Genomic DNA, 21,211 nt, shown 5'->3' on the forward strand with positions numbered 1-21,211 from the left:
CCGTGTCATGACTTTCGAGAAGATCACTGTCGTCGGCCTGGATCTGGCCAAGAACGTGTTTCAAGTTCATGCTATCGATGACGTCGGCAATGTTATTGTCCGGCGGCAGCTTCGCCGAAATCAGCTCCTGCATTTCTTCGAGCAGTTGCCACCCTGCCTCGTCGGCATGGAAGCTTGTTCGACTTCACATTACTGGGCGAGGGAACTCGGTGCCTTGGGCTTCGATGTGAAGCTTATGCCTCCGGTATATGTAAAGCCGTATGTGAAGCGCGGGAAAAACGATGCAGCAGATGCCGAAGCGATTTGCGAGGCAGTCACCCGTCCAACCATGCGCTTCGTACCGGTGAAAAATTGCGAGCGTCAGGCTCTTCTTATGCAGCACAAGACCCGAGATCTTTTTGTGCGGCAGAGAACGGCTCTGATCAACGCACTCCGAGGCCATTTGGCCGAATTCGGTATCATCACGCCTCAAGGAAAGTTCGGGCTGAAAGCTGCTCTCGAAGCCTTACACGTCGCGAAAGACCATCTTCCTGAACCGTCGTGGCAACCCTTCAAGCACATTCAGATGCAGCTAGAAGAGCTGAGCAATAAGATCGCCGAGCTTGATCGCACCATAATGCAGTGGTGCCGGGACCAAGCTGCCGCTCGGAGGCTGATGACCATCCCAGGCGTCGGCTTTCTCACGGCGGCCGCAATCGCGGCTTCGGTTGGGAATGCCGAGGAATTCAAATCAGCGCGACAGTTCGCGGCTTGGCTTGGCTTAACGCCGCGACAAAATAGTAGTGGCGGAAAGGAGAGGCTAGGGCGGATCAGCAAGCAGGGCGATCGGACAATCCGACGATTGCTGGTAGTCGGCGCCACTGCCGTCATACGACGAGCGCGCATTGATGCTCCATCATTCCCGTGGATCGCGAAGCTCTTGCAGCGCAAACCGGCACGCATGGTGTCGGTAGCGATCGCCAACAAGACCGCCCGCGTCGCGTGGGCTCTTCTGAGAAGAGAGGAGACTTACCGGCACGCAGCCGTTTGAAGGAATCCGGCTCGGCAATCGTCGACCGGAGGAATGAAGGACTGAGTAATGATGGCGAACCGGTTGGACCGGGGATGGAGCAAAGCCTAGGTTCCCCCAGAGCCTTGAGCTCGACAAATTGATTGGCTCTCCATCCGCGGACTTCATCAGGGCCAGTGGCTACAATGCCACGATAAAAGGCCGGACACATGACTGAACCTGACCGATCCCATCGATACAGAGTCTTGCATTCCACGGGCCGTCCACACATGGGAGGAAAGTCATGTTTCGAGCAGGGAAACGAATGGTGACCGGTATCATCTTGATACTTGCCATGGCGGGCGCTGCTGAAGCTGAGGACCTTTACAAAATCGGCATTTCGGCTGGCCTGACGGGTTATGCTGCAACTGTCGATCGGGCATGGGTCGACGGCGTGCAAACCGCCGTCGACGTCCTCAACGCCAAGGGCGGCGTCCTGGGCCGAAAGCTGGAGGTGATTGTCGAAGACAACCAATCCAATCCGCAGGAGGCCGTCACCGTTTATCGGAAGATGGTGAATTCGGATAAAGTCAACATATTCTCTAGTGGCTGCGTATCAGCCGGCAATACCGCCGCAGCTCCCATGTTGGCGAAGGCTGAGCTTCCGATGATCCTCTGCTCAATTCTGCCGTCGCAGAAACGCGACGTCACCTGGGCGTTCACTACTGTACCGCCGGCGGGCTTCGAGGTCGAAAAACGGTTGGAGTATCTGCGCGACAAGACCCAGGTCCGCAAGGTCGGCGTGCTCCATGACCCGACGCCCTACGCGCTCTTGCAGAAAGATGTCGCGCAAAAGGTTGCGGCGAAATACGGCATCGAAGTCGTATCGGTCGAGGCCTATCGGCAGGACGATGCCGACCTCAGCGTTCAACTCAGCAAAATGCAGGCTGCCGGCGCGGGAGCAGTCATCAAGATCGGCCTTGGCGGGACGACGTTGACCGCAGCCAAGAACCTCAAGCAGCTCGGCTCGAATATGCTGCTGCTCACGAGCCTGGAAGACCTCGCTGTATTCAAGCCGGTCGCAGAGGTATTGGGCGACAAGTTCTTCTTCGTCGCTTCACCGTCGCAGGTCTATGATGCCTATCCTGACGGGCCACTGAAGACTGCGATCGGAGACTTCCTCAAACCGTGGCGTGAAAAGTTCGGCGCCCGCGACCCGAACTGGGCCTCCCGCGGTTGGGACAGCATCATGCTAACTGCGGAGGCCATCGAAAAAGGAAAATCTTTCGAAGGTGCGTCAGTACGCAACAATCTAGAGAAGATCACCGGCTTTCAGGGCACGACCGGCACCTACGATTTCTCGGCCGACCAACATCAAGGCATCTCGACCAATCCCTTCGTGATCGCCCAGATCATCGACGGCAAGGTAAGGATCGCCAAATGACAACCGCGACTGTCCAACAGACGGCCGGTCCGGTTCTCGAATTGAAGGGACTGAGTGCCAACTACGATCACGTCGAAGCCCTGAAGAGCGCCGATATCCATATCGGAAAAGGCGAACTCGTTGCGGTGCTCGGTCCGAACGGCGCTGGAAAGTCGACGCTTCTTCGCGCGATCATGGGGCTCGTGCCTAATCGGGGCGACGTCCGCTTCTTGGGCAGCAGCCTGCCACGCCGCGACCCCGTCGGAGCGGCGAGTCGGGGGGTGGTGCTGGTGCCGGAAGGGCGCGGCATTTTCGGTCCGATGACCGTCTACGAGAATCTTGAGCTCGGTGCATACAGGATCGGTCGCGACCGGCATGAGTTTCAGCGGCGCTTGGCACATGTCTTCGAGCTTTTTCCTCGACTCAAGGAGCGGCTGACACAGGTCTCAGGCTCAATGTCGGGCGGCGAACAGCAGATGGTCGCAATTGGCCGCGCTTTGATGGCTGATCCGAAGGTGCTGCTGCTCGATGAGCCGTCGCTCGGTCTCGCTCCTCGTGTCACCGACGAAATCCTCGATACGCTTGGCCAACTGAGCGCGAGCGGTCTGCCAGTGCTGCTAGTCGAACAAAAGGCACCACTCGCGTTGAAGCTTGCTCGCCGGGCCTATCTTCTTTCCCTCGGTCGCATCGTGGCAACGATCGATCCCCGCGAGGTGAAATCGCATGACGAACTCGCCCAGTATTACTTCACCTGACGCCGCCATGATCACTGACCGCACAGCCTTGCAACGCTCCCGCCCGCTCGCCACGATCGGCATTTGGGTCATTTGCATACTAATTGTCGGCTACGCGGTGATTTTTGGTGGATATATTTCAACCGTCATCGCGTTCGCGCTGATCTACAGCGTCTTCGTGTCGGGGCTCAACATCTTCATGGGCCTGACAGCGCAGGTGTCGTTCGGGCAAAGCGCCTTTGCAGCGATTGGCGGTTATACGTCCGCCGTGCTGACAACGACCTATGAATGGATGCCCGTTCCAGCGATGGTCGTGGGAATCGCCTTAGCGCTGGTCATTGCTTTCCTGATCGGATTTCCGACGCTGCGCCTTAAGGGCCACTACCTTGCCATGGCGACGCTCGCCATTGGCCTTATCACATATGAGATTGCCGTCGAATGGGAGCCGGTGACGCAAGGCTATCTCGGTATTTCCGGCATCCCGCCACTCGGCATAGGGCCGTTCGAGGCGGTGAGCGATCGCCAAATATTGGTCACACTATCGATAATCGTAATCCTGGTTGCACTCGCCATCACCAACATCCGCCGATCGCGGCTTGGTCGCGCTTTCGCGGCGATTGCCGGCAGCGAAGAGGCGGCGAGTGCGCTCGGCATTAATGTCGCCCAATACAAGCTGCTGTCCTTCCTGCTTGCCGCGGTTCTTGCCAGTATCTCCGGTTCGCTCTTCGTCCATGTTGTTGGTTATGTCAGTCCTGAAGTTTTCGGCCTCCACATGGTCGTCCAAGCCTTCGCCATGGTCTATATCGGCGGTCTCGGCACGGTCGTCGGCCCGATCATCGGTGCACTGATTGTCAGCCTGCTGCCTGAACTTTTCCGCAGCTTGCGCGACAGCCAAGACCTCGCCTATGGCGTCGCATTGATCCTGATTCTGATCTACGCGCCCAAAGGTTTGGCGGGTCTAGCAAACGCTCTCGACGCGCGGAGGGCGAAATGAACGCAATCCTCGAAGTCCGGAACGCGACGCAACGTTTCGGTGGGCTTGTCGCGCTCAACAACGTCAGCTTCTCCGTACCGTCAAAGGGCGTGACGGCGGTCATCGGCCCGAACGGCGCCGGCAAGACAACGCTTTTCAACATCATTGCCGGCACGTTTCCGTTGAGTGAAGGCACGATCTTTTTAGGCGGCGAGGATGTTACGCCGTTGAAGCCCGCAACCAAGGCGGCGCGTGGCCTGATCCGCACCTTTCAGCTCGTAAAGCTTTTCCGGGACCTGACTGCGATCGAAAACGTCAAGGTAGGTTTCCACCTGCAGACCAAAGGCGGCCTCCTCGCCGCGCTTGTGCGGCCCGGTTGGTTCCGCAAGGCCGAACGTGACGTCGATGTCAGTGCGGCGGAGTTACTCGATTTCGTCGGCTTGGGAGAGGTGAAGGACAGCCCGGCATCTGTACTCCCCTACGGGCAGCAGCGACTTCTGGAGATCGCACGTGCGCTCGCTGCCAGGCCGCAAGTTCTATTGCTCGATGAGCCAGCGGCTGGACTTAACGCGGAGGAAAGTGAGCGGCTGGCGCAGACGATCCGCCGGATCGCCAGTGATGGCACCGCCGTCTTGCTCATTGAACACGATATGAAGCTGGTGATGGGCATCGCCGATGACGTCGTAGTCCTCGACTATGGTCGCAAGATTGCCCATGGCACGCCTGACACGGTCAAGAAAGATCCCGCGGTGATCGCGGCATATCTCGGATAGGGATCGCCATGGACAGTCTCAACCTCATCTTCCAGAGTCTTGTCAGCGGCATCAGCATCGGCTGTGTTTACGGCCTGATCGGCATCGGCTTCTGCGTCATCTACAATGCCAGCGGTATCGTTAATTTCGCCCAGGGCGCCTTCGTCATGCTGGGCGGGATGATCACCTACGTCTTAATGGACCGGTTCCATTGGCCATATCTGTTTGCAGCGATCGGCGCTGTTGTCGTGACAGCCGCCGTCGGGGCGGGCCTTCAGCGATTGGTGGTACGGCCACTCTGGAAACGCAACGCCCCAATGTTCGTGATGATCCTAGCGACGCTCGCCGCCGAAATCGTCATCGAGCGTCTGACCTTCTTTCTTGTCGGCGACCAGCCCAAGACTTTGCCCACCATCAGCGACCTACCGCCTGTCATGCTCGGCGGGGTGGCGATCAACTTCCAGTCACTCCTCATCATGGTGGGTTCGGTACTAATCGTCGTGGCGCTCGGTCTATTTTTCAAATCCACACTTATCGGCAAAGCCATGCGGGCAGTCTCGATTAATGCTGAGGCGGCCGCACTCCAAGGCATTCCGGTATCGCTGATGCTGACGCTCGCCTTCGCGCTAAGCGCTGTGCTCGGTGCGGTTGCTGGCATATTGCTGACGCCCACACAGTACACAGCCTTCAACATGGGCGTGCCTTTCGCGATTTCCGGCTTCATTGCCGCCATTATCGGCGGTTTCGGCAGGCCGCTCGGCGCCTTTCTCGGTGGCATTGCACTCGGCCTCATCCAGTCGATGGCGATCCTCGAACTCGGTGCAGGCTCCAGAAACGTCGCAGCGTTGTCCCTGCTCCTCCTCTTCCTCTTCTTCCGCCCCTCCGGACTGCTTGGCAGTTCGCGGTGACAACTTGGGAACACAACCATGAACATAAAATCAATCGATTGGAATAGCATCCCTTGGACGCCTGTGCGCGAAGGCGTGGAACGCAAAGCCATCTCGGGCGAAGGTGCTACGGTTGCTTTGCACCGGTTACAACCGGGCCACGAGCCGAAGCCGCATTCGCACGAAAACGAGCAGATTGCCTACATTCTCAAAGGCACGATTCGGTTCTTCGTGGGTGAGGAGGTGCGCCTGATTGGCCCAGGCGAGCTCCTGGTGATTCCTCCGAATGTCCGTCATTGGGGCGAGGTGGTGGGCGACGAGGAGGTGCTGAACCTCGACGTCTTCACGCCGCCTCGGCCGGAATACGGTTGAGGAGGCGGATCGTGAACATTGGACTATGGTTGGCCCGTACGGCCGAATGTTTTCCGAACCTGCCCGCCGTCGCATTGGGCACGCAAACGATCGCCAACTATCGCGATCTCGCTAACGAGGTTGCGCGCCTTGCCGGCAGTCTAACGACGAGGCTGGGAGTCAAGCCGGGAGACAGGATCGCCATCGCTGCGAAGAACGAACCGGATTACGTCACGGCGCTCTACGCGATCTGGTTTGCTGGCGCTGTTGCCGTACCTTTAAATGCCAAGCTGCATGCGCAGGAGATCGCTTACGCGCTCGAACATTCCGGCGCGCGCGTCGTCTTCGCGTCAAAGGGGTTGGATTCGGATGTTGCCAGCTCAGCCGTCACGAACGTGACGCATCTAATCACGCTCGGCAGCCCAGCTTTCCACCAACTCTGCAATGGTGACCCCATAAAACCGGTCCTACGCGCCGCCGATGATCTCGCGTGGCTATTCTACACCAGCGGCACGACGGGGCGGCCGAAGGGCGCCTGCCTATCGCATCGCAATCTCGCCGCCATGTCTTATGCCTATCTTGCCGAAGTCGATCCCACAGCGCCGGGTGACTCGATTGTCCATGCGGCCCCGATGAGCCATGGCTCAGGCCTTTACATGATGGCGCATATTCTGCGTGGTGCCATCAACATTGTGCCGGAATCGGGAGGCTTCGAAACAGACGAGATTTTTACGCTGGCGCAACATTGGCGCCGCATGTCGCTTTTTGCAGCGCCGACCATGGTCAAGCGGATGGTCGCGCAGGCGTCGGGCGCAGACGTTTCGGCTTTCCGCAGCATCGTCTACGGCGGCGGACCGATGTATGTCGAGGACGCCGTTGCTGCGCTCGATGCTTTTGGCCCACGCCTTGCCCAGATTTATGGTCAGGGCGAGACGCCGATGACGATAACCACACTCGATCGCTCGATCATTGCCGACCGTAGCCGGCCTGATTGGCGCGCCTGCCTGGGCAGCGTCGGCCGGCCTTTCGATCTTGTCGACGTCATCGTTGCGGGAGAAGACGACCAACCGCTGCCACTTGGCGAGACCGGCGAAGTCCTGGTGCGTGGTCCGACTGTGATGAGCGGCTACTGGAACGACGAAGTGGCCACCGCGAAAACTCTCCGTAATGGCTGGCTGCATACGGGCGATATCGGTGCCTTTGACGGAAGCGGCAACCTTACGCTCAAGGATCGCTCCAAGGACGTGATCATCTCTGGCGGCACGAACATTTATCCGCGCGAGGTAGAAGAGGTACTTCTCTCCCACTCCGGCGTGCGTGAAGTCTCGGTCATCGGTCGGCCGGATTCCGAGTGGGGCGAAGTTGTCATCGCCTATGTGGTCGGGGATGTTTCGACCAGCGAATTAGACGCCTTGTGCCTCGCCAATATCGCACGTTTTAAGCGGCCGAAGGACTATGTGTTCGTGGCGGCATTGCCAAAGAACAACTACGGCAAGGTCGTCAAGACGGAACTGCGTGAGTACGACGCTAAGTCAGTGCTCACCAGAACGGAATAGCACGGGCGGGAGGAAATTATGACTGATCCAATTATCGTGGGCTGGGCCCATACACCTTTCGGCAAGCACGAAGACAAGGATGCGGAAGCGCTGGTGGCCGACGTCGCCGGCGCTGCCATTGAAAACGCCGGGTTGGAGGCCGACGACATCGACGCCGTTTTCGTCGGCATGTTCAACAGCGGCATGTCGAAACAGGACTTTCCGGCAAGCCTCGTGCTGCAATCCGTTCCGGAGCTGCGCTTCAAGCCGATGAGCCGGGCGGAGAATGCCTGCGCCTCGGGGAGTGCCGCCCTCCATGCCGGCCGTAATTTCCTCAAGGCGAGACAGGGGCGCAATGTCCTCGTCATCGGCGTAGAGAAGATGACCGGGACGAGCACGGCGCATGTCGGCGACGCGCTGCTCGGCGCGAGCTACCGCAAGGAGGAAGCCGACATGCCGGCGGGTTTCGCCGGCGTGTTTGCCCATATGAGCCGCGCCTATTTCCAGAAATTCGGCGACCAGTCGGACGCGCTCGCCATGATCGCGGCCAAGAACCACCGCAACGGCGTCGACAACCCCTATGCGCAGATGCGCAAGGATCTCGGCTTCGACTTCTGCCGCACTATCAGCGACAAGAATCCGATGGTCGCGCCACCGCTCAGGCGGACGGATTGCTCGCCCATTTCCGATGGTGCCGCCGCCCTCGTACTTTCGCTCGATGATGACGCTATGAATTTCAGGCGTGCAGTCCGTTTCCGCTCTGCCGCTCACGTCAATGATCACATGCCGCTTTCAAAACGTGATGTCTGGCGGTTGGAAGGCGCGTCGGAGGCCTGGCGGCGGGCGCTGGAGGCGGCAAACGCCAGGATCGGCGATCTCTCCTTCGTGGAGGTGCACGACTGCTTCACCATTGCCGAGCTCATGTCCTACGAGGCCATGGGGCTGACGGGCGAAGGTGAAGGCGCAAGGGCGATCCTGGAAGGTTGGACCGAGAAGGACGGGCGGCTGCCGGTCAACCGCTCCGGCGGCCTCAAGGCGAAGGGCCATCCGGTCGGGGCGACCGGCGTTTCTATGCATGTGCTCGCCGCCATGCAGCTCACCGGCGAAGCCGGCGACCTGCAATTGCCGAAGGCTGACCTGGCCGGCGTGTTCAATATGGGCGGCAGTGGCGTCGCCAATTACGTCTCGATATTGGAGGCGGTGTAAGACATGCTTGGCACCAAAGGAGGCTTACGCCAGCGCACGCTGGCGGGTGATATTCTGGGCGGCACGTTCCAGAAGACGCCTTCGCGTCATATTACCGAAATACTGGCGCTAAGTGGGCTTGATTTTGCGGTTGTCGACGCTGAGCATGCTCCATTCGGCATTGAAGCTATCGATGACATCCTAGCGGCGGCAAAAGGATTTCCCGTACTCGTACGAATCCCGGCGCTAGGCTCGCCACTTCTCGGCCAGAGCCTCGATGCAGGGGCGACCGGCATCGTCGTTCCGCATGTCGTCGACAGGGAAAGTGCGGCTGCCGCAGTTGCTGCCGCACGTTTTCATGGCGGCAAACGCGGGCTTTCGGCATCCGGTCGAGCAGGTCTTTATGGCGGTCTGCCACTCGACGGCTACATGAAAGCGAGCGACGCCGATGTCAGCATCTGGTGTCAAATTGAGGATGCAGAGGCCATCCGTAATATCGAAGAGATCTGTGCCACACCCGAAGTCGACGTTCTTTTCGTGGGACGGGCGGATCTGATGCAATCGCTCGGAGCATCGCGGCTCGACGATCCCTCTGTAGAGCGCGCCGTGGCGCGGGTTGCCGAAGTGGCCCAGGCCACAGGCAAGCGGCTGGCTATCTTTCTAGGTGATACCTCGGAGGTGACGAAATGGAAGTCGCTTGGCTTTTCAATTCTCGTTTGCGGCTCAGATCAGTCTATGCTCCGTTCCGCGACACGATCCATTAAAATGGTTGCTGACGAAGGGTAACTTTGAAATTTCCTCATCAGTTGTTTCCATATTAATAGTCAGAAATCGGGAATGGCAAAAAGTGCTAGCTTTATAGAACTTCGCCACCTACGTTACTTCGTAGCAGCCGCCGAGCATGGCAGCTTCCGGAAAACGGGAGCAGCCCTAGGCATATCGCAGTCCGCCATCAGTCGATCCATACGTCATCTCGAAGACAGACTCGGCGTGTCACTCTTTCATCGCCACACAAGCGGGGTGTCACTTACCTACGCTGGCGAACGCTTTCTTCGTCGAACGCGGCAGGGTCTTAGGGCCATCGACGAAGGCGAGCGAAGCCTTGCCGTAATAGGGCGTGGTGAAGAAGGCGTCTTACGAATTGGCATTTTTTCGTCGCTTGCCTCGGGATTTTTATCCGATTTGCTCGGAACTTACGAAAAGACACACAATAAAGTTCGGCTGGATTTCATTGACGGAAGTCCAGCGGATCACATTGCAGCGATCAGGCAACTCCAACTTGATGTGGCATTTATAACCGGCACATCGGCGTGGAGCGATTGTGAAACACAGCACCTCTGGTCCGAGCGCGTTTTCGTGGTACTTCCTGACCATCATCCTTTGACTGTAAAAAGCGAGGTTGGCTGGGCGGATTTAGCTGGAGAGGTTTTCATTGTCAGCGATATTGCTCCTGGCCCAGAGATTCACGATTATTTGGTCCAACGGCTCGCTGATCTTGGCCACCACCCACAGATCGAGCCTCAAAAAGTAGGACGGGACAATCTACTTACTCTCGTGGCACTGGGGCGCGGATTGACGGTAACAAGCGAAGCAACCACAGCAGCACGAATTCCGGGTGTCGTTTATCGGTCGATTGTCGGTGAGGTACTTCCGTTCAGCGCTGTATGGTCTTCGAAAAACGATAATCCCGCCTTTCGGAAATTGCTTAGTCTAGCCCGATCGATGGCGCGCTCAAATAAGAGAAAGGCTTACGGTCATATGTCAACTGATGGAGCAGATCCCATTTCTTCCCTGCAAAATTTCAGCTCCTCGTCATAATGCGGGCAATCATTTTTGGGATAAGCCGATAAGCTCGCAGCGTTCCTCTCCCAAGGCGATGAAATTTCTCCACGAGTGATCAAATCGCGGCTGTAGCTAGCGGGTTGCAGCGGTGTTTATTGTCGCTTCAATACTGGCGATCAGGTCAAAATCCGATCGCAAAGACCGTGCGAGGATTGATATGGTTCGTACAACCCCCTTCGACTTCATCCAGGAAGCGACCCGTCAACATCGTCAACGCCATCGCTGTGGCGCTTACACTTTCGAAGACGGAGCCGGGTTGATCGCTCTGGCGAAAGCGGAGGCGCCCCGGCGGGTTGTCGAGCTCGGGACTGCACTCGGCTTTACGGCTTGCTGCCTTGCATTTGGTACCGACGACACAATGGTCGACACCGTTGAAGGCGATCCGGAGCATGTAATGCTTGCCCGTCGATATATTGCCGAAGCTGGGCTTCAAGATCGTGTGAAGGTTCATCAAGGCGACTTTCACTCTGTCCTGCCGCGTCTTGTCGGTCCCTATGATCTCGCTTTTTTTGACGGCTTTGCGCCTGATGATAAGCTTATCTGGGAACTATGCATGCTCTTGCGAGATGGCGGGGTGCTTGTTTGCGCTAACCTTGGCCTTGCCGAAGCTTCTAGCAGACGCGCCCTTGAACATGACCTTACTGATCGTTCTCGGTGGACAAAGATCGCAACATTGGAGGGCGGCTCCACACAGGTATACCGAAAGCTACCCGAGAAATGATGGCAGGAGCTTCTACAATTCGGATGAAATCGTCAGCACTTTGTAGAAGAGAGGTTCGTGCGCTTCATCTTCATAAAGCCTCGATCCGTCGCGATGAAGCGCTCCAGCATGGGCACGATCAGGCGGACGGGATCGGTCGGCGGCTGCCCGGCGTCGCGGCCAAGGATTTCGGCATAGGCGATCAGGTCGCGATGGAGGCTGGCAGGCAGCTCCACCGCGACCTTCACGGGCTTGTCGTCGGCGATCGGGCCGAGTTTCAGCTTCGCCATGTCAGCCTCCATACGGTTCGAGGACGAGATCGCGCGTGACGATCACCCGGACGGGGAAGCCCGGCCGGATGGTCAGCGTCGGCGCGATGTTGAGCTGGCGGCTGACGATCTGCTGGCCGGTCTGGCTGACGCTGTTCGACGCCCCCTGACGGAGCGCCTGGACGAGGCTGTTTTCGTTCTGACTGGTTCCAGCTTCGGCGCCAACGCTCAGAATCGTGGACAGCGCGGCGGCCTTGAACAGCTCGCCCCAATGGTAATCGACGCCATCCTCTAGACCGGCATAGCCTTCGGCGTCGGCGCCGGGCTGGCGTTCGAGCACGATCGAGCGACCGTTGGGGAAGATCAGTCGATTCCACACCAGCAACACGCGGCGTTGGCCGAAGCCGACGCCGTTGTCATACTGGCCGATGACGCGCGTGCCCTGTGGGATGAGCAGGATCTTGCCCGTCGGGCTGTCGTAGATGTTCTCTGTCACCTGCGCGGTGATCTGGCCAGGAAGATCGGAGCGGATGCCGGTGATGAGCGCGGCGGCAATCACCGCCCCGGCCTGAAGCACGTTGACCGACGCGGGCGCCGTGACGCGATCGGGCGAGACGGTGCGCTTGTCGGGTGTCTGATTGAGGAAGGCGAGCTGGCGGTCCTGCGCCGAAGGCGTCGAGGGCTGCGGCGCGAGGCCGAGGCTGGCGAGGTCGGTCTGCGGAATCGGCGTCGCAGTTGCAGTCGTCGGGCTGCTCGCCGGCCGCCTCTCGGTGGAGGAGAACAGCCGCGCGGTGCGTGCGGACTCAGTTTCCTGAAGCCGGCGCTGTTCCTCCTGACTGATGCCGGGATTCGGCATCGCCATCGGCGGGACGGGCACGGCCTGGCCGGCGTTCTGCGCGCTGAGGATCGGACGGCCAAGATCGCCGGGCAGAGGCGGACCGAGCTTGGGCACGCCGGAATAATCCTTCGGCAGACCGGCGAGGCCGTCCGGCGTGGTGCGGTTGTCGGTGGAATAGAGTTCCTGGCCCTGATTGCCGCCGTGGCGGGTCTGAAGCGCATAGATCAGCGCGCCGCCGAGGCCGACGCTCGTCACCAGCGCGATCCCGGCGAGCGCCTTGCGCGACAGCCGGGTGACGCGCGGCGGCTCGGGGCGCAGCCGCATGGTCGCGGCCGGCTCGCCGGTCAGCGGCCGGGCGTCCTCCGCCGCCTCCGGCGAACGCGGGCCCTCCGGCTTCTGCCCTTCTTCCTTTCCGGAATCGATCTCGCTCACGATGCCGGCCTCCCGTCAGTCCGGGAGATGCGGACGTGCTTCTGATCCTTCGCCGCGCCAAAGCGCAGCTCGGCCGCGGCGAAGAGGCGATCGACGATCATGTAGTTGCCGCGCACGCGGTAGTTCACCAGTTCCGAGGTGTCGCCCTCGGGGCCGACGACGAAGAGCGGCGGCATCTCGCCCTGGCCGATGCCGCGCGGAAACTCGATGAACACCTGCTTGCCGTCGTCGAAGGCGCGCAGCGGCCGCCATGGCGCGCGGTCGCCCGTCACCTCGTAACGGAAATTGACCTTCGCCAGATCGATACCGGACGAAACGGGCTGCGCGGCCTGCGCCTCGGTATTCTGCCGGCGCAGCGCGATGAGCTGGTCCTGCGGATACTGCCACGAGACCGAGGCCATATAGGTCTTCTCGGTCGAGCGCAGTTCCATGTGATAGGTGCGCCGGTCGGTATTGATGACGAGATTGGTCATCAGCTCGGGGCGCGTCGGCTTGACGAGGATGTGGACCTGCTTGCCAGTGCTCGTGCCGCTCTCGGTGTCGCCGATGATCCAGCGCACGGTGTCGCCGGCGGCGACGGGGCCGGAGCCGACGAGGGTTTCGCCGGGTTGGAGTGCGATGTCAGTGATCTGCCCCGGTGACGAATAGACCTGATAGAGCGCGCCATCGACGAAGGGATAGACCTGCATCGAGTTGATGAAGCCGTTGCGCACGGGCTGCACGCGCGCGGCGGCATTGGCCTGATTGACGCGCACGGTCGGGTCGGCGGCTTCCGGCTCGGGTTTGCTGTCCTTACCGACCGGCTTCAACTGGCCGGGAAGAGGAAGCGGCTTCGGCAGTTCCACCACCCTGACCGGCGCGGGCGGATCGGACGCCTGCACGGCTGGCAGCTCGTTATCGTAGGAGATTTCCGGGGGCTTCTCGAAGGTCGCGCAGCCGGCGAGCGTCGTCGTGCAAATCAGCAAAACCGGGAAAACGGATTTACGGAAAATCCGGGAACCGCCGAAGCGGAACCCCGCAAAGGCGGGATTGAGGAAAGCCGATAATCCCACTCTCCGAGGGGCGACTTTGCGGAGGGCGGGTGTCATTGTCCAAGCTCCTTCGACCAGTTGATGGCGTTGATGTAGATTCCGAGCGGATTGGCACGGAGTTTGTCGGCATCTCGGGGCGGCTGCACGGCGACGGTGAGGATGGCCGACCAGCGTTCGGTGCTGCTGAGCGAGCCGTCCTGATAGCGGCGCTCGATCCAGGCGACGCGGAAGCTCGACGGCGAGGCGCGGATGACGCTGGAGATTTCGATGGCGACCTGGACCTTGCCGACATTGGCGAAGGGATCGTTGGCGCGGGCGTAATCGTTGAGCGCCAGCGCGCCGCCCTGCGTGGTGAAGTCGTAGGCGCGCAGCCAGTTCTGCCGCACGATGATCGGATCGGCGGGAATGCCGCGCACCTCTTCAATGAAGCGCGCGAGGTAGAAGGCGATCTGCGGATCGTTCGGCTGATAGTCGGCGGTGGCAGGCGCCACGGTCTGCGCCTGGCCGAGCTTGTCGACCTGCACCACCCACGGCACGATCGAGCCATTGGCGGATTGCCAGACCAGCGCGGCGGACAGGCCCGCCGACAAAGCAAGCGAGCCGAAGGCCATCAGCCGCCAGTTTTTCGCCTGCACGCGAGCCGAACCGATGCGCTCGTCCCAAACCTGCGCGGCGCGCTGATAGGGCGTCTCGGGCTGCGGGGATTTGCCGTAATGGGTCGATGGTCGTTTGAACATGATCAGTCGCTTTCGGAGAGGTTGACGGAGGAGCCGCCGCCATGGCTGTCGCCGCTGCGCACGGCATGGGCGGCGGCCTGAACGCCGTGGGTCATCTGCTGCGAGCGCTTCATGCGCTGCGCCCAGGCGGGCGGCTGATTGGGAGATGACATCGCGGCGGATGCTGCGCCGCCACCGGCGTCCCCTCCACCCGAACCGGATGAGCCTTCGGCGATCTCCGTCGCGGCACGGCTGCCGGCCTGATAGCTGGATTTGAGACTGTCGGCGGCCCGCGAGGCCGCGCGCTTCAACGGCGAGATGGCAGCCTGCGCGCCGGCATTGGCGACGCCGCCAAGGCCGGAAGCGACGCCCGATGCGCCGGACTGACCGGCGGCGCCAAGGCTGTAGGCGGTGGAGGCTCCACCGGCGAGTGCGGCCCCGCCACGCGCGGCAGCGGCAGCGCCGCCCGCGAGCGCCGCGCCACCGGAGGCGACGGCGCCGATAGCCGCTCCACCCGCCGCAACCATGCCGCCGGCGGCAAGGCCGGTTCCGATCGCCGCGCCCGCGCCGAGCTGCGGGCCGCCGGAGACGAGGCCATTGGCGATGCCGGGACCAAAGATGCCGAGCCCGAGCAGCGATAGCGCCGCGAGCACGATCGCCATCGCCTGATCGATGCTCGGCGTGGCGCCCCCGAACCCAGCGGTGAACTGCGAGAACAGCGTCGAGCCGATGCCGATGATGACGGCCAGTACCAGCACCTTGATGCCGGACGAGATGACGTTACCGAGGACGCGCTCGGCCATGAAGGCGGATTTGCCGAACAGGCCGAAGGGGATCAGCACGAAGCCGGCGAGCGTCGTCAGCTTGAACTCGATCAAGGTGACGAAGAGCTGAACGGCGAGGATGAAGAAGGCGAGCAGCACCAGCGCCCAGGCGAACAACATGCAGGCGATCTGGATGAAGTTCTCGAAGAAGGACCAGTAGCCCATCAGGTTCGAGATCGAATCGAGCAGCGGGCGGCCGGCGTCGAGGCCGGTCTGCGCGACCTTGCCGGGTTGCAGCAATTGCGCCGTGGTGAAGCCGGTACCGGACGCCTTCAGGCCGAGGCTGGCGAAGCTCTCGAAGATGATTCGGGCGAGATTGTTCCAGTTGGAGATGAGGTAGGCGAAGACGCCGACGAACAGCGTCTTCTTGACGAGGCGAGCGATGATGTCGTCATCGGCGCCCCAGGACCAGAACAGCGCGGCCAGCGTCACGTCGATAACAATGAGGGTCGAGGCGATGAAGCCGACCTCGCCACGCAACAGGCCGAAGCCGCCGTCGATATAGCGGGTGAAGACCGCGAGGAATTGGTCGATGACGCCGGTGCCGCCCATGTCAGCGCGCTCCGCTCATGGCCGGCGCGGGAACGCTCGCGGGCGCATCGGCGACAGCGGGTTGGCCGAGGAAGCGGCGACGGTTCTCGGCCCACGCCTTCAGGCAGGACGGATCGCGCGGCCCGGCTTCACCAAGGCCGCTGCATCGTGCGAGTTCCGCATCGAGCGGATCGCGCGCGATTATTGCAGGCCCCGGCATGGTGAAATCGGCCTGACGGTCGTCGGGACGGTTCATGTCGATCACCGCCGCGACGATGGCGAGCGCGACGAAGGCTATGGCGCCGATGCGCGCGAGGGTCTTGCCGTCCATCACGCCGCCCTCAGTTACTGCCATAGAACATCTGCGCGTTGCCGGGCTGATAGCCCGTGCCCGGCGTCAGAAAGCGACGGCGCTGCTCCTGCCCCTGCGCGGCGGCGGCGGCCTGTTCCGCCGATTGCAGCGCCTGTGCGCGGCCATTGGCGGAGACGACGGCGGTGAGATCGGCGAGTTGTTGCGCCTGAAGGGCGAGAAGCTGATTGCCCGCCTGCGTCGCCTGAAGAGCGCCGGTCGCCGACTGGCTCGCGCCGACCAGTGCCGACATCTGCGTCGAGTTGGTCGAAAGGTTGCCGACAACGGTCGCCTGCGTGCGCATGGCGTCCTGCAAGCCGCCGACCGTGTTCTGCCAGCGGGTCTTGGCGTCGGCGATGAGCTGCGCGTCCGAGGCCGACACCGAGACATTGGCGTATTTGCTTTGGAACGCCTGATCAATCGACTGGACATTGTAGGCGATGTTCTGCGCCTGGTTCAGAAGCTGTTGGGTCTTCTGGACCGACTGCTGCAACTGTTGGAGCGACGAATACGGCAGGCTCGCGAGATTGCGGGCCTGGTTGATGAGCATCTGCGCCTCGTTCTGAAGCGAGGTGATCTGGTTGGTGATCTGTTCGAGGCTGCGCGCGGCGGTGAGCACGTTCTGCGCATAGTTCGAGGGATCGAACACGATCCATTGCGCGTGGGCGGGCGTCGCCAGCATTGGCGCGAACGCCACGGGCGCGGCGAGGAGCGCCAGGGCGAAACGCCGGGCGCAAATACGGGAACGGATCATGGGAGAACCTCCGTGGTTTTCGTTGGCGGGATGACGTTGGTGAGGTCAGCGATCATGTCGGCGGCCCAGGCGAGGCTGTTTTCGCAGAGCCATTCGTAGAGGAAGCCATTCGTGCCCGAGCGCGCATGGACCTCGGCGATGAGCTGCTGATGCTGGCGCGAGGACGCAGCGCAAAGCGACAGCGCCACCTCGGAAAGGCCCAGCTCGAACAGCCGGTTGCCGCGTCGCGACTGGCAGTAATAGTCGCGCTTGGGCATGGCCCGCGCGACGATCTCGATCTGGCGATCGTTGAGACCGAAGCGGCGATAGATGGCGGTGATCTGCGGCTCGATCGCGCGTTCGTTCGGGAGCAGAAGCCGGGTCTGGCAGCTCTCGATGATGGCGGGCGCGATAGCGGAGCCGTCGATGTCCGACAGGCTCTGCGTGGCGAAGATGACGCTGGCGTTCTTCTTGCGCAGCGTCTTCAGCCATTCGCGGAGCTGGCCGGCGAAGCCTTCGTCGTCGAGGGCGAGCCAGCCTTCATCGACGATGATGAGCGTCGGCGATCCGTCGAGCCGGTCCTCGATGCGGTGGAAGAGATAGGCCAGAACGGCGGGCGCGGCCTCCGTGCCGATCAGCCCTTCGGTCTCGAACGCCTGCACGGTGGCGGTGCCGAGATGCTCGCTCTCAGCGTCGAGCAGCCGGCCCCAGGCGCCGCCGATGCAATAGGGACGCAACGCCTGTTTGAGGTCGTTGGACTGCAACAGCACGCAAAGGCCGGTGATGGTGCGCTCCTCGACCAGCGCGGAGGCGAGCGAGGTCAGCGCCGTCCAGATGTGCTCTTTCACCTCCGGGCTGATCGCGACGCTCTCGCGCGTGAGGATGGCCACGATCCAGTCGGCGGCCCAGGCGCGTTCGGCCGTATCATCGACGCGGGCGAGCGGTTGCAGCGACACGCTGGCGGCGCTGCCCTCGGTGAGGCCGCCGCCGAGATCGTGCCAGTCGCCGCGCATGGCGAGCGCCGCCGCCCGGATCGAGCCGCCGAAGTCAAAAGCGAACACCTGTGCGCCGGCATAGCGCCGGAACTGCAAGGCCATCAGCGCCAGTAGCACGGATTTGCCGGCGCCGGTCGGGCCGACGATCAGCGTATGGCCGACATCGCCGACATGGAGAGAAAACCGGAACGGGGTCGAGCCTTCGGTCTTGCCGAACAGCAGCGGGGGTGCTGCAAAGTGCTCGTCCCGTTCCGGCCCTGCCCACACCGCTGACAAGGGTATCATGTGGGCGAGATTGAGCGTCGAGATCGGCGGCTGCCGGACATTGGCGTAAACATGGCCGGGCAACGAGCCGAGCCAGGCGTCCACGGCGTTGATGGTCTCGGGCATCGCCGTGAAATCGCGGCCCTGGATGACCTTCTCGACGAGGCGCAGCTTCTCGTCGGCGGCACGCGGATCGGCGTCCCACACCGTCACGGTGGCGGTGACATAGGCGATGCCGGCATAGTCGGCGCCGAGTTCCTGCAATGCGAGATCGGCGTCCGCCGCCTTGTTCGAGGCATCGGTATCGACCAGCGCCGAGGCTTCGTTGGTCATCACCTCCTTCAGGATCGCGGCGATGCTCTTCCGTTTCGCGAACCATTGACGGCGGATTTTGGTCAGCAGCTTCGTTGCGTCGGTCTTGTCGAGCAGGATGGCGCGCGTGGACCAGCGATAGGGAAAAGCGAGCCGGTTCAGCTCGTCGAGCAGGCCGGGCGTCGTCGCGGTCGGAAAGCCGGTGACGGTCAGCACGCGGATGTGCTGCGAACCCAATCGCGGCTCCAGCCCGCCGGTGAGCGGCTGATCGGCGAGCAGCGCATCGAGATACATCGGCGTCTCGGGCACGCGGACACGATGGCGCTTGGTAGAGACGCAGGCGTGCAGATAGGTCAGCGTCTCCGCGTCATCGAGCCAGACGCATTCCGGCATGAAGGCTTCGACCAGACGCAGGATGCGGTCAGTGCGGTCAGCGAAGCCGGTCAGCGCCTCGCGCGGATCAAGGCCCCTCTGGTCGCGCCCCTCATAGAGCCAGCTTTCCGCGCGGGCGGCGTCTTCGGCGGGCGGTAGATAGGCGAAGGTCAGGAAGTAGCTCGACTCGAAATGCGCGCCGGCTTCCTCGAAGTCGGCTTTGCGCTCGGCATCGACCAGCGCCGACGCCGAATCCGGGAACGTGCTCTCGGGATAGCGGTTCGAGACATGGCGCTGCGCCTCGACGAAGATCGCCCAGCCGGAGCCGAGACGACGGAAGGCGTTGTTCAGCCGTCCGGCGACGGCGACCAGTTCGGCGGGCACGGCCGAATCCAGATCGGGGCCGCGAAACCGCGCGGTGCGCTGAAACGAGCCGTCCTTGTTGAGCACGACGCCTTCGCCGATCAGCGCCACCCAGGGCAGGAAATCGGCGAGCCGGCTATTCTTGTTGCGGTATTCGGCAAGGTTCATCATCGGCGCGGCCCTCGCTCAAACCGACAGGTGCGCGGGGATGCGCAGATGACGGCGCACCACATCTACGAAGAGCGGATCGCGCTTGGCCGCCCAGACGGCGGCGACGTGGCCGACCGCCCAGATGGCGAGGCCGACCAGCCAGAGGCGAAGCCCGAGGCCGACCGCACCCGCCAGCGTCCCGTTCAGAATGGCGATGGCGCGCGGGGCGCCGCCGAGCAGGATCGGCTCGGACAGCGCCCGGTGCAGCGGGACCGTGTAGCCGGGAACCTCTCCGACCTGTTCATTGAGCCCGGCCATCAGACGAGCGCCCCGCCGCTGAATGAGAAGAACGACAGGAAGAACGAGCTGGCCGCGAACGCGATGGAGAGGCCGAACACGATCTGGATCAGGCGGCGGAAACCGCCCGACGTGTCGCCGAAGGCGAGCGCAAGGCCCGTGGCGATGATGATGATGACCGCGACGATCTTGGCGACCGGGCCTTCGATCGATTGCAGGATCTGTTGCAGCGGCTGTTCCCACGGCATCGACGAGCCGGAGGCATGGGCGGGCGCGGCCGTCATCAAACCGAGGACGGCAACGGAAACCGACGCGGCGAGGCGGCGGCGCAGGCGAGAAATGACAGGCATCATGAGAGGCTTCCTTCTTCGGGCTGGGGAGAAACGGGATCGAGGGCGATGACGCGGTAATCGCCATCGGGCCCGAGGCCCTCCACACGGGCGAGTTCGGCAAGGCGGCGCTTGGAGCCGCGACCGGCGAGCACGGCGACGAGATCGATCGTCTCGGCGATCAGCGCGCGCGGCACGGTGACGACCGCTTCCTGGATGAGCTGCTCCATCCGGCGCAGCGCGCCGATGGCCGAACCCGCGTGGATGGTGCCGACGCCGCCGGGGTGGCCGGTGCCCCACGCCTTCAACAGATCGAGCGCTTCGCTACCGCGCACCTCGCCGACCGGGATACGGTCGGGGCGTAGGCGCAGCGACGAACGGACGAGATCGGAGAGCGAGGCGACGCCATCCTTGGTGCGCATGGCGACGAGATTGGGCGCGGCGCATTGCAGCTCGCGCGTATCCTCGATGATGACGACGCGATCGGAGGTCTTCGCCACCTCCGCCAGCAAGGCGTTGGTCAGCGTCGTCTTGCCGGTGGATGTGCCGCCGGCGACGAGGATGTTGGCGCGAGACGCAACGCCCTGACGCAGCGCCTCGGCCTGTGCCGCCGACATGATGCCGGCCGCGACATAATCGTCGAGCGTGAACACCGCGACGGCAGGCTTGCGGATCGCAAACGCGGGCGCCGCGACCACAGGAGGCAACAGGCCCTCGAACCGCTCTCCGGTTTCCGGCAACTCGGCCGAGACGCGCGGGGCGCCTGCATGGACCTCGGCGCCGACATGGTGCGCGACCAAGCGCACGATGCGCTCGCCATCGGCGGGCGAGAGCCGCTCCCCTGTGTCAGACAGCCCTTCAGAAAGACGATCAATCCAGATGCGCCCGTCCGGGTTCAGCATCACCTCGACGACGGAGGCGTCTTCCAGAAACCGCGCGATCGCCGGGCCGAGCGCGGTGCGCAGCATCCGCGCGCCCCGCGCCAAGCCTTCAGAATTGTGATGTGAAGCCTTCATGTCGCGCCCCAAGTTCAGCG

Annotated in this window: 23 protein-coding genes; 12 read left to right on the plus strand and 11 right to left on the minus strand. The window is 62.2% G+C overall.

Annotation, left to right across the window (positions count from 1 at the left end):
• The first annotated feature begins 7 nt into the window (after positions 1-7).
• From M9955_05350 to M9955_05405, 12 genes are all read left to right on the plus strand, one after another.
• Positions 8-1,030 (plus strand): IS110 family transposase, encoded by a 1,023-nt coding sequence (locus M9955_05350; GenBank protein MCO5081069.1) that lies wholly within the window; start codon positions 8-10, stop codon positions 1,028-1,030.
• Positions 1,031-1,313: 283 nt separating this feature from the next.
• Positions 1,314-2,432: an ABC transporter substrate-binding protein gene (locus tag M9955_05355; protein ID MCO5081070.1), complete on the plus strand. Its 1,119-nt coding sequence runs from the start codon at positions 1,314-1,316 to the stop codon at positions 2,430-2,432.
• Positions 2,429-3,166: an ABC transporter ATP-binding protein gene (locus tag M9955_05360; protein ID MCO5081071.1), complete on the plus strand. Its 738-nt coding sequence runs from the start codon at positions 2,429-2,431 to the stop codon at positions 3,164-3,166. Before M9955_05355 ends, M9955_05360 begins: the two co-directional genes overlap by 4 nt.
• Entirely contained in the window at positions 3,135-4,139 is a 1,005-nt protein-coding gene (locus tag M9955_05365; protein ID MCO5081072.1) for a branched-chain amino acid ABC transporter permease, read from the plus strand. The genes M9955_05360 and M9955_05365 overlap by 32 nt, the downstream gene beginning before the upstream one ends.
• A complete protein-coding gene (locus M9955_05370; GenBank protein ID MCO5081073.1) occupies positions 4,136-4,891 on the plus strand; it encodes an ABC transporter ATP-binding protein in 756 nt (251 codons plus the stop codon). Before M9955_05365 ends, M9955_05370 begins: the two co-directional genes overlap by 4 nt.
• A gap of 8 nt (positions 4,892-4,899) precedes the next feature.
• Entirely contained in the window at positions 4,900-5,778 is an 879-nt protein-coding gene (locus M9955_05375) for a branched-chain amino acid ABC transporter permease (GenBank protein MCO5081074.1), read from the plus strand.
• 18 nt (positions 5,779-5,796) lie between these two features.
• Positions 5,797-6,129, plus strand: coding sequence for a cupin domain-containing protein (locus tag M9955_05380; GenBank protein MCO5081075.1), 333 nt, complete (start codon positions 5,797-5,799; stop codon positions 6,127-6,129).
• 11 nt (positions 6,130-6,140) lie between these two features.
• Complete coding sequence (locus tag M9955_05385) at positions 6,141-7,664, plus strand: AMP-binding protein (protein MCO5081076.1); 1,524 nt, start codon at positions 6,141-6,143, stop codon at positions 7,662-7,664.
• Between the two features lie 18 nt (positions 7,665-7,682).
• Positions 7,683-8,849 carry an acetyl-CoA acetyltransferase gene (locus M9955_05390; protein MCO5081077.1) on the plus strand — a complete coding sequence of 389 codons (1,167 nt, stop codon included), beginning with the start codon at positions 7,683-7,685 and terminating at the stop codon, positions 8,847-8,849.
• 3 nt (positions 8,850-8,852) lie between these two features.
• The gene (locus M9955_05395) at positions 8,853-9,614 is read left to right on the plus strand and encodes an aldolase/citrate lyase family protein (protein MCO5081078.1); all 762 of its coding nucleotides are present in this window, start codon (positions 8,853-8,855) and stop codon (positions 9,612-9,614) included.
• Positions 9,615-9,665: 51 nt separating this feature from the next.
• Positions 9,666-10,646: a LysR family transcriptional regulator gene (locus M9955_05400; GenBank protein MCO5081079.1), complete on the plus strand. Its 981-nt coding sequence runs from the start codon at positions 9,666-9,668 to the stop codon at positions 10,644-10,646.
• A 181-nt stretch (positions 10,647-10,827) separates the two neighbouring features.
• Positions 10,828-11,391 carry a class I SAM-dependent methyltransferase gene (locus tag M9955_05405; protein MCO5081080.1) on the plus strand — a complete coding sequence of 188 codons (564 nt, stop codon included), beginning with the start codon at positions 10,828-10,830 and terminating at the stop codon, positions 11,389-11,391.
• A gap of 32 nt (positions 11,392-11,423) precedes the next feature.
• On the opposite strand, the gene M9955_05410 is transcribed toward M9955_05405, so the two are convergent.
• Genes M9955_05410 through trbB form a run of 11 tightly spaced genes read right to left on the minus strand, consistent with a single transcriptional unit; the run spans position 11,424 to position 21,191 of the window.
• Positions 11,424-11,660: a DUF2274 domain-containing protein gene (locus M9955_05410; protein ID MCO5081081.1), complete on the minus strand. Its 237-nt coding sequence runs from the start codon at positions 11,658-11,660 to the stop codon at positions 11,424-11,426.
• A 1-nt stretch (position 11,661) separates the two neighbouring features.
• Positions 11,662-12,900, minus strand: a complete 1,239-nt coding sequence (locus tag M9955_05415) for a TrbI/VirB10 family protein (protein ID MCO5081082.1) — start codon at positions 12,898-12,900, stop codon at positions 11,662-11,664.
• Between the two features lie 5 nt (positions 12,901-12,905).
• Positions 12,906-13,997, minus strand: coding sequence for a P-type conjugative transfer protein TrbG (trbG, locus tag M9955_05420; protein ID MCO5081083.1), 1,092 nt, complete (start codon positions 13,995-13,997; stop codon positions 12,906-12,908).
• The gene (trbF, locus tag M9955_05425) at positions 13,994-14,677 is read right to left on the minus strand and encodes a conjugal transfer protein TrbF (protein MCO5081084.1); all 684 of its coding nucleotides are present in this window, start codon (positions 14,675-14,677) and stop codon (positions 13,994-13,996) included. Before trbF ends, trbG begins: the two co-directional genes overlap by 4 nt.
• A gap of 2 nt (positions 14,678-14,679) precedes the next feature.
• Positions 14,680-16,032, minus strand: coding sequence for a P-type conjugative transfer protein TrbL (gene trbL, locus M9955_05430; GenBank protein MCO5081085.1), 1,353 nt, complete (start codon positions 16,030-16,032; stop codon positions 14,680-14,682).
• A gap of 1 nt (position 16,033) precedes the next feature.
• Complete coding sequence (trbK-alt, locus tag M9955_05435) at positions 16,034-16,366, minus strand: putative entry exclusion protein TrbK-alt (GenBank protein ID MCO5081086.1); 333 nt, start codon at positions 16,364-16,366, stop codon at positions 16,034-16,036.
• Positions 16,353-17,114: a P-type conjugative transfer protein TrbJ gene (gene trbJ, locus M9955_05440; GenBank protein ID MCO5081087.1), complete on the minus strand. Its 762-nt coding sequence runs from the start codon at positions 17,112-17,114 to the stop codon at positions 16,353-16,355. Before trbJ ends, trbK-alt begins: the two co-directional genes overlap by 14 nt.
• On the minus strand, positions 17,111-19,570 hold the full coding sequence (gene trbE, locus M9955_05445; GenBank protein MCO5081088.1) for a conjugal transfer protein TrbE: 2,460 nt from the start codon (positions 19,568-19,570) through the stop codon (positions 17,111-17,113). Before trbE ends, trbJ begins: the two co-directional genes overlap by 4 nt.
• Before the next feature lie 15 nt (positions 19,571-19,585).
• The gene (locus M9955_05450) at positions 19,586-19,867 is read right to left on the minus strand and encodes a VirB3 family type IV secretion system protein (GenBank protein ID MCO5081089.1); all 282 of its coding nucleotides are present in this window, start codon (positions 19,865-19,867) and stop codon (positions 19,586-19,588) included.
• Positions 19,867-20,199, minus strand: coding sequence for a TrbC/VirB2 family protein (locus tag M9955_05455; protein MCO5081090.1), 333 nt, complete (start codon positions 20,197-20,199; stop codon positions 19,867-19,869). The genes M9955_05450 and M9955_05455 overlap by 1 nt, the downstream gene beginning before the upstream one ends.
• Complete coding sequence (trbB, locus tag M9955_05460) at positions 20,196-21,191, minus strand: P-type conjugative transfer ATPase TrbB (GenBank protein ID MCO5081091.1); 996 nt, start codon at positions 21,189-21,191, stop codon at positions 20,196-20,198. Before trbB ends, M9955_05455 begins: the two co-directional genes overlap by 4 nt.
• Between the last annotated feature and the right edge of the window lie 20 nt (positions 21,192-21,211).

Source organism: Rhizobiaceae bacterium, from assembly GCA_023953845.1.
In the GTDB taxonomy this organism is placed as follows: Bacteria; Pseudomonadota; Alphaproteobacteria; order Rhizobiales; family Rhizobiaceae; genus Arvimicrobium.

Coding starts and splice junctions, on each gene's coding strand:
- M9955_05410 (MCO5081081.1), bottom strand. CDS start 11,660: ATGGCGAAGCTGAAACTCGGCCCGATCGCCGACGACAAGCCCGTGAAG.
- trbJ (MCO5081087.1), bottom strand. CDS start 17,114: ATGATCCGTTCCCGTATTTGCGCCCGGCGTTTCGCCCTGGCGCTCCTC.
- M9955_05380 (MCO5081075.1), top strand. CDS start 5,797: ATGAACATAAAATCAATCGATTGGAATAGCATCCCTTGGACGCCTGTG.
- M9955_05395 (MCO5081078.1), top strand. CDS start 8,853: ATGCTTGGCACCAAAGGAGGCTTACGCCAGCGCACGCTGGCGGGTGAT.
- M9955_05375 (MCO5081074.1), top strand. CDS start 4,900: ATGGACAGTCTCAACCTCATCTTCCAGAGTCTTGTCAGCGGCATCAGC.
- trbF (MCO5081084.1), bottom strand. CDS start 14,677: ATGTTCAAACGACCATCGACCCATTACGGCAAATCCCCGCAGCCCGAG.
- M9955_05360 (MCO5081071.1), top strand. CDS start 2,429: ATGACAACCGCGACTGTCCAACAGACGGCCGGTCCGGTTCTCGAATTG.
- M9955_05455 (MCO5081090.1), bottom strand. CDS start 20,199: ATGATGCCTGTCATTTCTCGCCTGCGCCGCCGCCTCGCCGCGTCGGTT.
- M9955_05405 (MCO5081080.1), top strand. CDS start 10,828: ATGGTTCGTACAACCCCCTTCGACTTCATCCAGGAAGCGACCCGTCAA.
- M9955_05365 (MCO5081072.1), top strand. CDS start 3,135: ATGACGAACTCGCCCAGTATTACTTCACCTGACGCCGCCATGATCACT.
- trbK-alt (MCO5081086.1), bottom strand. CDS start 16,366: ATGGCAGTAACTGAGGGCGGCGTGATGGACGGCAAGACCCTCGCGCGC.
- trbE (MCO5081088.1), bottom strand. CDS start 19,570: ATGATGAACCTTGCCGAATACCGCAACAAGAATAGCCGGCTCGCCGAT.
- trbL (MCO5081085.1), bottom strand. CDS start 16,032: ATGGGCGGCACCGGCGTCATCGACCAATTCCTCGCGGTCTTCACCCGC.
- M9955_05400 (MCO5081079.1), top strand. CDS start 9,666: ATGGCAAAAAGTGCTAGCTTTATAGAACTTCGCCACCTACGTTACTTC.
- M9955_05390 (MCO5081077.1), top strand. CDS start 7,683: ATGACTGATCCAATTATCGTGGGCTGGGCCCATACACCTTTCGGCAAG.
- M9955_05355 (MCO5081070.1), top strand. CDS start 1,314: ATGGTGACCGGTATCATCTTGATACTTGCCATGGCGGGCGCTGCTGAA.
- trbG (MCO5081083.1), bottom strand. CDS start 13,997: ATGACACCCGCCCTCCGCAAAGTCGCCCCTCGGAGAGTGGGATTATCG.
- M9955_05350 (MCO5081069.1), top strand. CDS start 8: ATGACTTTCGAGAAGATCACTGTCGTCGGCCTGGATCTGGCCAAGAAC.
- trbB (MCO5081091.1), bottom strand. CDS start 21,191: ATGAAGGCTTCACATCACAATTCTGAAGGCTTGGCGCGGGGCGCGCGG.
- M9955_05450 (MCO5081089.1), bottom strand. CDS start 19,867: ATGGCCGGGCTCAATGAACAGGTCGGAGAGGTTCCCGGCTACACGGTC.
- M9955_05370 (MCO5081073.1), top strand. CDS start 4,136: ATGAACGCAATCCTCGAAGTCCGGAACGCGACGCAACGTTTCGGTGGG.